Source organism: Streptomyces sp. NPDC002130 (genome assembly GCF_040296465.1).
Lineage (GTDB): Bacteria > Actinomycetota > Actinomycetes > Streptomycetales > Streptomycetaceae > Streptomyces.
In genome coordinates this window covers 1-12,957 of sequence record NZ_JBEOXI010000229.1, presented here as the reverse complement: position 1 = coordinate 12,957, position 12,957 = coordinate 1, and the positions used below count along the sequence as shown (strand labels likewise).

The 12,957-nt window shown below is 71.8% G+C and carries 14 protein-coding genes; 3 read left to right on the top strand and 11 right to left on the bottom strand.

The window, feature by feature from the left end; genetic code table 11:
- The 7 genes from ABT116_RS32365 to sbnA form a co-directional block, all read right to left on the bottom strand.
- The coding region (locus ABT116_RS32365) for a condensation domain-containing protein (protein ID WP_351641070.1) at positions 1 to 562 on the bottom strand (562 nt) is incomplete at its 3' end.
- Positions 559 to 1,278, bottom strand: a complete 720-nt coding sequence (locus ABT116_RS32360) for a 2-hydroxychromene-2-carboxylate isomerase (protein WP_351641068.1) — start codon at positions 1,276 to 1,278, stop codon at positions 559 to 561. The genes ABT116_RS32365 and ABT116_RS32360, both read right to left, overlap by 4 nt.
- 28 nt (positions 1,279 to 1,306) lie before the next feature.
- Entirely contained in the window at positions 1,307 to 2,050 is a 744-nt protein-coding gene (gene fabG, locus ABT116_RS32355; RefSeq protein WP_351641066.1) for a 3-oxoacyl-ACP reductase FabG, read from the bottom strand.
- Positions 2,051 to 2,097: 47 nt separating this feature from the next.
- The gene (locus ABT116_RS32350; protein ID WP_351641064.1) at positions 2,098 to 3,192 is read right to left on the bottom strand and encodes a beta-ketoacyl synthase N-terminal-like domain-containing protein; all 1,095 of its coding nucleotides are present in this window, start codon (positions 3,190 to 3,192) and stop codon (positions 2,098 to 2,100) included.
- 37 nt (positions 3,193 to 3,229) lie between these two features.
- Positions 3,230 to 4,486: a beta-ketoacyl-[acyl-carrier-protein] synthase family protein gene (locus ABT116_RS32345; protein ID WP_351641062.1), complete on the bottom strand. Its 1,257-nt coding sequence runs from the start codon at positions 4,484 to 4,486 to the stop codon at positions 3,230 to 3,232.
- The gene (locus ABT116_RS32340; RefSeq protein ID WP_351641060.1) at positions 4,483 to 4,746 is read right to left on the bottom strand and encodes an acyl carrier protein; all 264 of its coding nucleotides are present in this window, start codon (positions 4,744 to 4,746) and stop codon (positions 4,483 to 4,485) included. The genes ABT116_RS32345 and ABT116_RS32340 overlap by 4 nt, the downstream gene beginning before the upstream one ends.
- 81 nt (positions 4,747 to 4,827) lie before the next feature.
- Positions 4,828 to 5,874, bottom strand: a complete 1,047-nt coding sequence (gene sbnA, locus ABT116_RS32335; protein ID WP_351641072.1) for a 2,3-diaminopropionate biosynthesis protein SbnA — start codon at positions 5,872 to 5,874, stop codon at positions 4,828 to 4,830.
- A gap of 287 nt (positions 5,875 to 6,161) precedes the next feature.
- On the opposite strand from sbnA, the gene ABT116_RS32330 reads away from it, so the two are divergent.
- From ABT116_RS32330 to ABT116_RS32320, 3 genes are all read left to right on the top strand, one after another.
- Positions 6,162 to 7,778: a tryptophan halogenase family protein gene (locus tag ABT116_RS32330; RefSeq protein WP_351641057.1), complete on the top strand. Its 1,617-nt coding sequence runs from the start codon at positions 6,162 to 6,164 to the stop codon at positions 7,776 to 7,778.
- Between the two features lie 119 nt (positions 7,779 to 7,897).
- The gene (locus tag ABT116_RS32325) at positions 7,898 to 8,560 is read left to right on the top strand and encodes a flavin reductase family protein (protein WP_351641054.1); all 663 of its coding nucleotides are present in this window, start codon (positions 7,898 to 7,900) and stop codon (positions 8,558 to 8,560) included.
- Positions 8,547 to 9,815, top strand: a complete 1,269-nt coding sequence (locus ABT116_RS32320) for a cation:proton antiporter domain-containing protein (RefSeq protein ID WP_351641052.1) — start codon at positions 8,547 to 8,549, stop codon at positions 9,813 to 9,815. Before ABT116_RS32325 ends, ABT116_RS32320 begins: the two co-directional genes overlap by 14 nt.
- A 196-nt stretch (positions 9,816 to 10,011) precedes the next feature.
- Here the strand turns inward: ABT116_RS32320 and trpD are convergent, their stop codons facing one another.
- The 4 genes from trpD to ABT116_RS32300 all read right to left on the bottom strand — a co-directional run.
- Complete coding sequence (gene trpD / locus ABT116_RS32315; protein ID WP_502983975.1) at positions 10,012 to 11,112, bottom strand: anthranilate phosphoribosyltransferase; 1,101 nt, start codon at positions 11,110 to 11,112, stop codon at positions 10,012 to 10,014.
- A 28-nt stretch (positions 11,113 to 11,140) separates the two neighbouring features.
- Positions 11,141 to 11,413, bottom strand: coding sequence for a hypothetical protein (locus tag ABT116_RS32310; RefSeq protein ID WP_351641047.1), 273 nt, complete (start codon positions 11,411 to 11,413; stop codon positions 11,141 to 11,143).
- A gap of 158 nt (positions 11,414 to 11,571) precedes the next feature.
- Positions 11,572 to 12,207, bottom strand: coding sequence for an anthranilate synthase component II (locus ABT116_RS32305; protein WP_351641044.1), 636 nt, complete (start codon positions 12,205 to 12,207; stop codon positions 11,572 to 11,574).
- A partial coding sequence (locus ABT116_RS32300; protein WP_351641042.1) for an anthranilate synthase component I family protein occupies positions 12,204 to 12,957 on the bottom strand: 754 nt, incomplete at its 5' end. The genes ABT116_RS32300 and ABT116_RS32305, both read right to left, overlap by 4 nt.

The following is a 12,957-nucleotide window of genomic DNA, read 5'->3' as shown; positions in this document are numbered from 1 at the left end:
CTTCATGGCCGGACTGCCCGGCGGGTGGCTCGCCGACCGGGTGCTGGGTGCGCGCCGGGCCGTGCTGCTCGGCGGTGCGCTGATCACCTGCGGCCGCGTAGGCGACGAGGACGTCGCGGACCAGCAGCCAGCGGGAGGTGAAGTCGCTGACGATGTGGTGGGCGGAGGTGACCAGCGCCCAGTCGTCGTCGGCGCGGCGCAGCAGCACCACCCGGAAGGTCCCCGACTCCAGCCGGAACGGCCGGGCCCCGGCCTCCTCGACGGCGCGCAGCAGCCCGTCCTCGTCGATTCCGTCGAGGTCCCGCAGTTCCAGCCGTACGACGGGTGCGTCGGAGGCGATACGGACCGGGCGCCCGCCGTGTTCGGCGAAGACGGAGCGCAGCAGTTCCTGGCGTTCGCCGACCGAGGTGACAGCGGCGTCCATGGCGGCGGGGTCGACCCTGCCGCTCAGCCGCAGCGGCATCACGATGTTGTAGGCGGCGCTGTCCGGGGCGATGCGGTACGCGGTCCACATCGCCTCCTGGATCGAGGTCAGCGGCAGGGCCCGCACGGCGGAGCTCATCCGCAGCCTCCCGCGTGGCTCAGGTCCGAGGCGGGGCCGCCGACGAGGGCGATGCCGGGCTCGGCGGGCTCGGGGTTCTCCGCGGCGGGCGCCGGGGCGTGCTCGGGGAAGGTCGCCGCGAAGTCGGCGACCCGGTCCAGGCCCCAGAAGGGCTCCGAGCCGTGGATGAAGTACGGCACCCCGAACACGCCGTCGCGGTCCACGTCCACCAGGGCCTTGACGCCCTGCTCCCGGATCTCCGGGTCGTCGGTGACGGCACCCGCCTCCTCGGCGTCCAGGCCGATGGAGACGGCCAGTTCACGCACGGTGGCCGGGTCGCAGAGGTCACGTCCCTCCAGCCAGCGGGCCCGGCCCGCCCGCTCCACCCAAGCCCGGCCCAGGCCCCGGCGCTCGGCGAGGAACCACGTCAGGTGCGCGGGCTCCCACCACGGGTCGGCGTCCACCGGCCAGGTCAGGGTGAGCCCGCGGGCCGCTGCGAGCCGGCGCACGTCCCGCAGGATGTAGAACTGCTTGGCCCGGGACATCGGGACGTAGGGGAACTCGGCGCCCGCCTCGGCCAGCAGCTTCCGGCTGGTCTCGTCGGGCTCCCAGAAGGGCCGCCACTCCAGCCGGTCGAGCAGGCCGGGGTGGTTCTCGCGCAGCTCTCGCAACGCGAAGAAGTTGTAGGGGCTGCGCAGGTTGAAGTAGAAGCGCGGCGGCCGGGCGGCGCGTGGCATGGCTGACTCCCTTGGGCGGATGGGGTTCTCAGACGACCAGTCCGCCGTCGACGGCGAAGACCTGTCCGGTGATGTAGGCGGCGCGGTCGCCGGCCAGGAAGGACACCAGTTCGGCGACCTCCTGGGGTTCGCCGAAGCGGCCCAGCGGGATGCGGCGGGTCATCTCCTTGGCGTGCTTCTCGGAGAGGCCGCCGGTCATGTCGGTGCTGATGAAGCCCGGGGCGACGGCGTTGGCGCGGATGCCGGAGCGTCCGGCCTCCTTGGCGAAGGCCGTGGTGAAACCGATGATCCCGGCCTTGGACGCGGAGTAGTTGGTCTGCGTGGCGTGCCCCGCCGCGGCGACCGAGGAGAGCGTGACGACGGTGCCGCGGCGGCGCTTGAGCATGGGGAAGGCGAGCGTGCGGACGACGTTGTAGGTGCCGTCGAGGTTGGTGCGCAGCACGGCGTCCCAGTCCTCGTCGGCCATCATCGCCAGGTGGGCGTCGCGGACGATCCCGGCCGCGGTGACCACCACGTCCACCGGTCCGAGCTGCGCCTCGGTCTCGGCCGCGAATGCGGCCACGGCGGCCCGGTCCGTCACGTCGACGCGGCGGGCGAGGGTGCGGGCGCCGTACGCGGCGGCGGACTTGGCGGCGAGCGCGGCCGCCTCCTCGTTCGACTGGTAGCACAGCGCGACGTCATGACCGTCGCGGGCGAGGGTCTCCACGACGGCCCGCCCGATCCCGCGCGAACCGCCGGTGACCAGGGCGACCGGCCTCGGTGTGTCGGACATGTGACGTGCCTCTTTCCTCGGTGACGGAACGGGTGGCCGCGGGTGTCTCAGGCCAGCCGCAGCAGCAGCGCGCCGACGGTGCCGTCGCGGTCGGCCGCGGTGATCAGGGCGAGCCGGTCCACCAGGCTCGGTTCGCTCTCCGCCTCGGCCAGCGCTGCGGCGAGCTGGAAGGCGGCGGAGGCCGCGCCGGCGTCGCCGACCAGGGAGCGCACCGGGAGCCGGTTGCCGGTCAGCCCGTCGAGGGCGGATTCCTCCTGCTTGCCGAGCAGGCCGGGCGGGTTGCCGGGCACGATCAGTTCGACGTCGCCGGGGGCGGCGTCCGCGTCCGCCAGGACGTCGGCGACGCAGCGTTCCAGCGCCGCTCCGGCCCGGCCCTTGTCCTGGAAGGCACGGAAACGGGAGCCGAGGACCGAGGCGAGCACGGGCCGGCCTCCCTCGCGGGCGGCCGACGCCTCCTCCAGGAGGAAGAGCGCGGCGCCCTCGCCGAGCGGCTGCGGTTCGGCGCCGTCGTGGTCGGCCACCCGCTCCAGCCGGGCCCGCTGTACGGAGAACTCCTCGGCCGCGCCGGCCAGCAGCGCCGTGCCGTGTCCGCCGCGCAGCAGCCGGGAGGCGTACTGGAGGGCGAGCAGGGCGGTGGTGGCGCCGCCGGAGACGGTGACGTTGGGGCCCTTGAGGGTGTGCCGGATGGCACTGGCACCGGCGGGGCAGTTCATGACGGTGTTGGGGAAGCGCGCCGGGTCGACGAGGTAGGGCTTGTCGCCGGTGAGCGCGTCCCGGGTGAAATCCATGATCGACTGGACGCTGCCGGAGGTGCCGAGCACCAGGCCGGTGCGCTCCGGGTCGGCGGCGAGCCGGGTGCCGTACTCGTCGAGGAGCATGCCGACCGTGGTGGCCGCGATACCGGTGACCCGGTCCATGGAACGGGTGCCCTTGCGGCCGAGGACGGCCCTGATGTCGAAGCCGGGGATCAGTCCGGCCTCCGGGTAGGGAACCGGCCAGGTGGCCGCGTCCACCGGCGCGACCGCCCGCAGCCCGGACCTGAGGCCTTCGGTGAAGCCGTTCCTGCCCAGTCCGTACGGCGAGGACACGGCCCAGCCGGATATCGCCAGCCGGGGCGCGGCTGCGTTCGCCTGGAGCGCCATGCTCGTCAACTCCTCTCAAGGTTGCGGCCGCCGGCTCTCACGCCGCCTGCTCCCACTTGCCGAGCACCAGGACGGCGTTGTTGCCGCCGAAGGCGAGCCCGTTGTTCTGCACGACCCGCAGCTCCGCCTCGACCGCCTCGTTGGGCACGCAGTCGACCGCGCACTCGGGGTCGGTGGAACGGTGGTTGATCGTCGGGGGGATGAAGCCGTCCCGCAGCGCCAGCGCGCAGGCCGCGGAGGCGAGGGCGCTGGCGGCGCCCATGGTGTGGCCGATCATCGACTTGATGGAGACCGTGCGCGGCAGGGTGTCGCCGAACACCTGCCGGATCGCGCCGACCTCGGTCACGTCGTTGGCCCTGGTGCCGGTGCCGTGCGCGGAGATGAAGTCGACGTCCGTGGCCTCGATGCCGGCGTTGCGGTGCGCCGCGGTGATGCAGCGGGCGATGGAGTCCCGGTCCGGGGCGACCGGGTGGCTGGCGTCGCAGGACAGGCCGTAGCCGAGCACCTCGGCGTAGATCCGGGCGCCGCGGGCGAGCGCGGACTCCAGCGACTCCATCAGCAGGATGCCGGAGCCCTCACCGGTCAGGATGCCCTGCCGGTCGGCGTCGAAGGGGCGGCACACGTCGGGCGCGATGGTGCCGAGCCGGTAGAAGCCGGTGAAGGTCTTGCGGCACAGCGCGTCCGCGCCGCCGCACAGCGCCATCTCGACGTCTCCGGAGCTGATCGCGTCGTAGCCGTAGCCGACCGCGTAGTTGCCGGCCGCGCAGGCGGTGGGCACCGTGACGGTCTCCACGTCCTCCAGGCCGAGTTCGCGGACGATGCCGGCCGACAGCCGGCCGGGCCACACCCGGCGGGCCGCCGCCTCGTCGAGGGTGTCCTCACCCTCGGCGACCTGGAGTGCGGTGAGGTGGTCGAGGTCGCGGGACTCGCCGTCGGTGGTGCCGACCGAGACCAGCGAGCGCACGTCGCGCACCTGCTGTGCGGTCAGGCCCGCGTCGGCGACCGCCATCCGGCTCGCCGCGACCGCGAACTGCGCGGCCCGGCCCAGGTCGTCGGGGGACTGGGCGGTCAGCCAGGCTGCCGCGTCGAAGTCGGTGATCTCGCAGGCGTTGGAGTACGCGAAGCCGGTGGTGTCGAAGGCACCGATCGGTTTCGCGCCGCTGCGGCCGGCCCTCAGGCCGGCGGCGAAGGCGTCGACACCGGTACCGATGCTCGTCACCACGCCGAGGCCGGTGACGACCACCCGGTGCCGGGCGCCGCGCCCGCGCCGGCCCGGCGTCGCGTCCCCGCTCACTTGGTCTGCGCCTCGGCGACCACGGCGTAGACGCCGGCGAGGTTGACCATCCGGCTGAGCTCGGACTGCGTCAGGGCGATGCCGAAGGTCCGCTCCAGGGAGGAGAGGATCTCGATGGTGCGCAGCGAGTCGGCGTCGTGCTCCTCCTTGAACAGGCTGACGTCGGTGACCTCGTCGAGTTCCAGCTCGAGGATGTCGCAGACGATGTCCTTGATCTCCGCCTTCTGCCCGTCGTCCAGGGCAGGGAGCTGAGTGGTCATGGGATGCCTCCGTGCATCGGTGTCGGCCGCGCGGGCCTCGGGTGGTGGTTTTCGGGGATGCGTTCATGGTGGCGGGGCCCGCTATCGGTGCCCTATATCGGCCAACTCCTGTGCTTCGGCGACGAGTTGGGCCGGTGAGTCAGTGTCCTGCGACAGCTCGGCGACCTCGCCGAAGTGCCGGCGCACCCAGGTGTCGTCGTAGATCGTGTCGAGGTAGCGGTCTCCGCCGTCGGGCAGGATCAGCACGACGTTGGAGCCGGGTTCGAGGCCCGGCGCGATGCGGTCCAGCGCGGAGACCACGGCTCCCGAGGAGCCGCCCGCGAGGATCGCCTCACGCCGTACGAGCCGGCGGCAACCCAGCACACAGTCCAGGTCGGTGACGTGGACGACGTGGTCGGCGTCCGAGGGCCGCAGCAGCTTGGGCCGGATCGACGCGCCGTGGCCCGGCACCAGCCGGGTGCAGCCGGCGCTCCGGCCGAACAGCACGCTGCCGACGGCGTCCACCGCGTGCACGGTCGTCGTCAGGCCGCTCTGCCGGATGTACTCGGCGCAGCCGCCCAGGGTGCCGCCGGTGCCGGCCGCCAGGATCAGGTGGTCGACCTTGCCGTCCAGCGCCTCGGCGATCTCGCGCATCGTGGTCAGGTGCGCCTGTCGGTTGAGCGGGTTGGCGTACTGGTCGGGCCAGTACGAGTCGGGTGTCGAGGCCAGCAGTTCGGCCACCCTGCGCAGCCGCATGGGCAGCAGCTCCCCGGTGACCGGGTCCGGGTCGGTGACGACCTCGACCCGGGCGCCGTAGGCCCGCAGGATCGCGAGGTTCTGCTGGGTGGTGCGGGCGTCGACCACGCAAACGAAGCGCAGTCCGAAGTACGCACAGATCTGGGCGAGTCCGATCGCGAGGTTCCCGGAACTGGACTCGATCACGGTGGAACGACCGGGCACGAGCTCCCCGGAGCGGATCCGGGTCAGCACCATCGAGAGCGCCGACCGGTCCTTGACGCTGCCGCCGGGATTGAACCGCTCGGCCTTGGCGAACAGCCGTACCGGTATGTCCGGTGCGAGCCGTTCCAGCTCTATGAGCGGAGTGTTCCCCACCACGGCGAGGATTCCCCGGAGTTCGGCAAGCGGCATGCCGGGAAGTCCGCCCGGTCCCTGGGCAACGGCATTCCCGTCTTCGTACGGCATCTGATGCAGCCATCCTCTGCTGGGATTTGCGGGGCGGTTTTCGACACCACCCGAGAATCGCCGAGACGCCTATACCTCACCCATACGAACCTGCTCAAGCGGCAATTCCGGCCACCTATAGATGCCGCATAGCGGGCCAGCCGATTCTGGCGTGTAAACGCACTCGACAGCATGAAAAGGCGCTGCACACAACGGCGCACAGACGCACCCGACCCGGAGAAATGAGCTCCCCTATGACCGACATCGGTACGACCGACACCGACTCCCGCATCCGCAAAGTCGTCATCCTCGGCGGTGGCACGGCCGGCTGGATGACCGCCGCCTATCTCGGCAAGGCGCTCCAGGGCACCGTCGACATCCAGGTACTCGAGGCCCCGGCCATTCCCCGGATCGGCGTGGGCGAGGCCACCGTGCCGAATCTGCACCGCGTGCTCTTCGACTACCTCGGCATACCCGAGGAGGAGTGGATGCGCGAGTGCAACGCCAGCTTCAAGATGGCCGTGCGCTTCGTCAACTGGCGCACCCCGGGCCGCGGCGAGCCCGGGGCGCGCACGCTGGACAACGGCCGGCCGGACCACTTCTACCACCCGTTCGGCATCCTGCCCGACCACGACAACACGCCGCTGTCCCACTACTGGTACAAGAACAGGCACGAGGGCCGCACCGACGAGCCGTTCGACTACGCCTGCTTCCGCGAGCCGCCGGTGATGGACGCGAAGAAGTCACCGAAGTGGCTCGACGGCACCGAGTCCACCCGGTACGCCTGGCACTTCGACGCCGCCCTGGTCGCCGACTTCCTGCGCCGCTTCGCCACCGACAAGCAGGGCGTGGAGCACGTCCAGGACGAGATGGTGCGGGTCGAGCAGGACGAGCGCGGCTACGTCACGGCCCTGCACACCAAGTCCGGCCGGGTGCTCGACGCCGACCTGTTCGTCGACTGCTCGGGTTTCCGCGGACTGCTGATCAACAAGGCGCTGGGCGAGCCGTTCGTCGACATGAGCGACCACCTGATGTGCGACAGCGCGGTGGCCACCGCCGTCCCGCACGACGACGAGGCGAACGGGGTCGAACCGTACACCTCGGCCATCGCGATGTCCTCCGGCTGGGCCTGGAAGATTCCGATGCTGGGCCGTTTCGGGTCCGGTTACGTCTATTCCAGCAGATTCACCTCGCAGGACGAGGCGACCGCGGAGTTCTGTGAACTGTGGGGGCTCGACCCCGCGGAGACGCAGTTCAACCACGTCCGTTTCCGGGTCGGCCGCAACCGCCGTGCCTGGGTCAACAACGTGGTGAGCATAGGCCTTTCCTCGTGCTTCCTCGAGCCGCTGGAGTCGACCGGCATCTACTTCATCACCGCCGCGATCTACCAGCTCGCCAAGCACTTCCCCGACCGCACCTTCAACCCGGCCCTGGTGGACAGCTTCAACCAGGAGATCGAGGTGATGTTCGACGACACCCGTGACTTCATCCAGGCGCATTTCTACTACGCGCCGCGCAACGACTCACCGTTCTGGCAGGCCCAGAAGGAGCTGAAGCTGCCGGAGAACATCCGGCGGAAGATCGAGGCGTACAAGGCGGGGCTCCCGATCAATTCGCCGATCGCCGACGAGTCCACGTACTACGGGAACTTCGAGGCGGAGTTCCGCAACTTCTGGACCAACGGCAGCTATTACTGCATCTTCGCCGGCCTCGGCCTGGAGCCGGACACGCCGCTGCCCGCGCTGGCCCACAAGCCGGAGTCCGTCGCGGGCGCCCAGCCGCTGTTCGACAAGGTCAGGCAGGAGCAGCAGCACCTGCTCGACACGCTGCCCAGCGCCTACGACTACCTGCGCCGCCTGCACGGCAAGTAGCCCGGCCACGGATCAGCCCGGCGGCGCTGAACCCCAGCAGTCCGCCGGGCCAGACCCGCGCCGTGCAGATCCCTGTCCCGATTCCGGGCCCGATCCTGCTTCCGACAGGAGCCGACCGCATGACTGGTACTGCTGAGACGACCACGACCACCCCCTCGACCACTTCGACCCCTTCGGCGGCACCGGCCGCCGCGCCGGACACCACCGACATACGCCCCCTGATGGCGTCCTTCCCCTCCGGGGTCAGCGTGGTGACCGCGCTCGGCCCCGACTCCGCCCCGCGCGGGATGACGTGCAGCTCGCTGGCGAGTGTGGCGCTGGACCCGGCGACCCTGGTGGTCTGCCTGCGCACCGCCGGCCCGACCCTGCGCGCCGCCCTGGACAGCGGCCACTTCGCCCTGAACCTGCTGCACGAGGAGGCGCGGGCCGTCTCCGACCTGTTCGCCTCCGGCAGCACCGACCGGTTCGCGCACGCCGAGTGGCGGCTCCCGCTGGGTGCCGCGGGGCCGCACCTGACGGAGGCCGCGCTCGCCGTCGCGGACTGCACGGTGGTGCACGCCGTGGAGATCGGCGACCACACGGCCGTCTTCGGCCGGGTCACCCGCGTCACCCACACCGACGGCAGATCACCGCTGCTCTACGGCAGACGCCGGTACGCCCGCTGGTCGGCGGCCGCGTCGGCCCCGGCGCCGGAGGCACGGCCCGCGCCGGCCCGCGCCCTGCCCGCGCCCGCGCTCGCCGTGCCCTCGCCCCTGGAAGGAGAGGCCCGTGTCGGCTCCTGACCCGCTGCCCGGCCTGCTCGTCGCCGTTCCCGTGGTGATCGGCGTGTGCCGTGTCGGCGCGCTGCTCTTCCGCCGGATCGGGCAGCCCCCGGTCATCGGCGAGATCACCCTCGGCATCCTGCTCGGCCCGTCGCTGCTCGGCTGGATCTCCCCCGCCGCCCAGCACTGGCTGTTCCCGGCGGAGATCCTCCCCCACCTGCTGGTGCTGGGCAATCTCGGCCTGCTCGCCTTCATGTTCCTGGTCGGCCTGGAGCTGGACCTGTCGGCCCTGCGCGGCCACAGCCGTACAGCGGTCGCCGTCTCCTACGTCGGCATCGCGCTGCCCCTGCTGCTGGGCGCGCTGCTGGCGCTCGGGATGTACGGCCCGTTCGCTCCGGCCGGGGTGGACCGGCTGCCGTTCGTCCTGTTCGTCGCCGTCGCGATGAGCATCACCGCGTTCCCGGTGCTGGCCCGGATCCTCACCGACCGCGGCCTCTACACCACTCCCCTCGGGTCGCTGGCGATGGCGTGCGCGGCCGTGGACGACGTCAGCGCGTGGTGCCTGCTGGCGCTGGTCGCGGCGGTCAGCACCAGCGGCTCGATGGAGCAGGCGGCCGTCACGGCTGCCTGGTCACTGCTCTTCGTGGCCTTCATGATCTACCTGGTCCGACCGGTGCTGGCCCGGCTGACCCGGCAGGCCGGCAAGGTCGCGGAGAGCTCGGTCCTGGTGTTCGTCTTCGCCGGCCTGTGCGTGGCGGCCTTCGTCACGGACGGCATCGGCATCCACGCCCTGTTCGGCGCGTTCCTCTTCGGCGTGGTCATGCCGCGCGGTTCCCGGGCGGTCGAACTGTCCGCCGCCCGGCTGCGGGCGTTCACCGTCCCGGTGCTGCTGCCGCTGTTCTTCGTCAGCACGGGATTGCGCACCGATGTCTCGCTGCTCACCGGTGACGCCGCCCAGTGGCTGTGGGCCGGTGCGGTGCTGGCGGTGGCCCTGTTCGGCAAGTTCGGCGGCAGTACGGCGGCGGCACGGCTGTCGGGCCAGTCCTGGCGGGACGCGATGTCGGTCGGCGCGCTGATGAACTGCCGCGGTCTGACCGAGCTTGTCGTCCTCAACCTCGGCCTGGAACTGGGCGTCATCGGCCCGGACCTGTTCACCATCCTGGTTCTGATGGCCCTGATCACCACGGCCATGACCGCCCCCGCCCTCACCTGGTTCCGCCGTGCACCGGCCCCGGAACCGCCCGTCCCCGTCCCCCAGCCGTTCACCGCCGCGTGACGCAGCCCGCCGCGGGCGGGTCCGCCCGGCACGCCGCCCCGGCCCGGTCCCGTGCGGGCTCGCCCGGACACGTGCCGCGGCCCCCACCGCACGCCGGTCCGGACCCGCGGCCCCGCGCCCCGCCCGGCCCCCGCGCCCCCGGTTCCCGCCGTCACGACGGGAACCGGGGGCGTCGCGGTCGTACGGGTGCCCATGATCAGGCCGCCGGTGTCAGGGCGTGGGTGCCGCTGGCCAGGGACCAGCGCTCGAGGGTGGACAGGGCGGCGCCCGAGTCGATCGCCTCGGCGGCCCGGCCGACGGCCGGTGCGAGGCGTTCGGTGACCGTCCGCCCGCCGGCCGGCTCCAGCGCGGCCAGGGCGGCGGCGGCCGAGAGCAGGACGGCGTCCCGCACCGGCCCCCGCTCACCGCCGAGGATCCGCCGCGCCACGTCCGCGTTGTATCCGGCGTCCGCCCCGCGCAGCGCCTCGACCGGGGCGTACCCGAAGCCGAGGGCCCGTGGGTCGAACGACTCCTGGCGGACCTTGCCGCCTTCCACCGTGAGGACGGTGGAGGTGGTGGTGACGGTCAGTTCGTCCAGCCCGTCGTCGCCGCGGAACACCAGCGCCTCGACTCCCCGGCGCGCCAGCACACCGGCGACGAGCGGCAGAAGCCGGGCGTCGGCGACGCCGACCGCCTGGGCCGCGGGTGCCGCCGGGTTGGCCAGCGGCCCGAGGGCGTTGAAGACGGTGGGGATGCCGAGCGCGCGCCGGGCGACCGCCGCGTGCCGCATCGCAGGATGGAAGTCGGGGGCGAAGCAGAACGTGATCCCGACCTCCTCCGCCAGTGCCGCCACCTGTCCCGGCGGCAGCCGCAGGCTCACCCCGAGCTTCTCCAGGACGTCGGCCGAGCCCGAGGCGGAACTGGAGGCGCGGTTGCCGTGTTTGACGACGCGCGCCCCCGCGCCCGCCGCCACGACCGCGGACATCGTGGAAATGTTGACGGTCTTCGCCCCGTCCCCTCCGGTGCCCACCACATCGACGGTCCTCCCCGGCACGTCGATGCGTACTGCGTGCGCCATCATGCCCCGTACCAGCCCCTCCAGTTCGCCGATCGTCTCCCCCTTGGCGCGCAGCGCCACCAGGAAGCCGGCGATCAGGGCGTCGGAGGCGTTGCCCCGCATCACCTGGTCCATCACCCACGCGGTGTCCGGCTCGGACAGGTCGCGACCGTTCAGGACGGAGCCGAGCAGCCCGGGCCAGGACCGTTGCGGCCCACCCGATGCGGTCCTTGCGTTCACTCCGGTTTCTCCTTCAGTCATCCGGTCCGGGACCAGTGCCTCGCGGGCGTCAGCTCCAGGGATCCACGTCATCGGTACCGGCCGCCACGCCACTCCACGGGTCCACATCCCCGCCACCGGCCGCCACACCGCTCCACGGGTCCACATCCCCGCCACGGGCCGCCACACCGCTCCACGGGTCCACCTCGGCGACGGCCGCCACGCTGTTCGGAGCCGCGTGCGCCTGGTCGGCCACCGCCGCGCTGGTGAACAGGGCGCCGGCCGTGAAGGCGGCGACGACGAGAGCCTGGATCCCGGACTTCTTGATCTGCGTGAGCTGCATTTTCCGTCTCCCCGTCATTTGCTTTCCTGGTTTCGGTCCGACCTGTTCCGTCCCGACACCGAGAAAATTACGGAGCTACGGCTTCAGTCGATTATCGGAGGCGCTTCTCCGATCCCTGCTGGAGCAATAACGGCGATATACTCACAGGTCACAAGGGGTTAAGGGAAATTCGGACCCATATATTCCAGGGGTTGTGCGGGGGTTGCGGAGGCCCTCTCCACGGCCCGTGCCGGCATCCGCAGGAAATTCTCCAGCAGCCGCATTCCTCCCACCGTGGTGATGGACTCGGGATGGAACTGCACCCCCTCCACCGCCAGCGCACGGTGCCGCAGGCCCATGACATAGCCGTCGTCTGCGGCCCGTGCCGTCACGGTCAGCTCCCTCGGCAGCGGCTCCTCGACGACGAGCGAGTGGTACCGGGTGGCGGTCACCTCCTCGCCGAGGCCGGTGAAGACACCGGCGCCGTCGTGCGCGACGGGGCTGGTCTTGCCGTGCTTGAGCCGGGCGGCGACGGCGATCCGTGCCCCGTAGGCGAGGCCGATCGCCTGATGGCCGAGGCAGATGCCGAGCAGCGGTACCCGCCCGGCGAAGGTGTGCACCAGCTCCACGTGCCCCGAGTCGGCCGGATGGCCCGGCCCGGGCCCCAGCACCACCGCCTCCGCCCCCAGGGAAGCGAGCTGCGCCGGGGTGCGGGTGCCCGACCGCACCACGTCGGTCTCGGCGCCCAGCGTGCGCAGGTACTGGTCGATGATGTGGGTGAAGCTGTCGTAGGCGTCGACGAGCAGGACCTTCACGGCAGCAGCTCCTCACCGGTCAGCGCCCAATAGGCGGCACCCATCTTGTGCAGCGTCTCGTGCCACTCGGCGAGCGGCTCGGAGTCGGCGACGATGCCGGCGCAGCTCTGGGTGGAGTACGCCGTCCCGTCGTGGGTGATGGTGCGGATGCACAGGGCGAGCCGGGACCAGCCGCGCACGTCGACCAGGCCGACCGCGCCCGCGTACATCCGCCGGGGCGCGCTCTCCAACTCCTCGATGATCTCCATGGCCCGGATCTTCGGCGCGCCGGTGACCGTGCCGGCCGGGAAGGTGGCGCGCAGCACCGACCAGGTGTCCTCGCCGGGCGCGAGGACCCCCTCGACGGTGGAGACCAGGTGGAAGACGTGCGAGTACGTCTCCACGGTCATCAGCCGCTGCACGTCCAGCGTGCCCGGCGCACTGACCCTGCCGATGTCGTTGCGGCACAGGTCGACCAGCATCACGTGCTCGGCACGTTCCTTCTCGCTGGCCTTCAGCGCCTCGATGCGCGGCCCGTCGACCGCCGGGTCGCCGCTGCGCGGGGTGGTGCCGGCGATGGGCCGCATGACGATCCGGTCGCCGTCGGTGCGGAACAGCACCTCGGGGCTGGCGCCGATGAGCGTGGAGCCGTCGCGCGGGACGAGGTACATGTACGGCGACGGGTTGCGGTGCCGCAACCGCCGGTAGACCTCGAGCGGGGTCAGCTCGGTGTCCACGTCGATGCGGTGCCCGATCTGGATCTGGTAGATG

Excerpts from the sequence above, each read along its gene's own strand:
- ABT116_RS32360 (WP_351641068.1), bottom strand. The coding sequence starts at position 1,278 with ATGCCACGCGCCGCCCGGCCGCCGCGCTTCTACTTCAACCTGCGCAGC.
- fabG (WP_351641066.1), bottom strand. The coding sequence starts at position 2,050 with ATGTCCGACACACCGAGGCCGGTCGCCCTGGTCACCGGCGGTTCGCGC.
- ABT116_RS32350 (WP_351641064.1), bottom strand. The coding sequence starts at position 3,192 with ATGGCGCTCCAGGCGAACGCAGCCGCGCCCCGGCTGGCGATATCCGGC.
- ABT116_RS32340 (WP_351641060.1), bottom strand. The coding sequence starts at position 4,746 with ATGACCACTCAGCTCCCTGCCCTGGACGACGGGCAGAAGGCGGAGATC.
- sbnA (WP_351641072.1), bottom strand. The coding sequence starts at position 5,874 with ATGCCGCTTGCCGAACTCCGGGGAATCCTCGCCGTGGTGGGGAACACT.
- ABT116_RS32330 (WP_351641057.1), top strand. The coding sequence starts at position 6,162 with ATGACCGACATCGGTACGACCGACACCGACTCCCGCATCCGCAAAGTC.
- ABT116_RS32325 (WP_351641054.1), top strand. The coding sequence starts at position 7,898 with ATGACTGGTACTGCTGAGACGACCACGACCACCCCCTCGACCACTTCG.
- trpD (WP_502983975.1), bottom strand. The coding sequence starts at position 11,112 with ATGACTGAAGGAGAAACCGGAGTGAACGCAAGGACCGCATCGGGTGGG.
- ABT116_RS32310 (WP_351641047.1), bottom strand. The coding sequence starts at position 11,413 with ATGCAGCTCACGCAGATCAAGAAGTCCGGGATCCAGGCTCTCGTCGTC.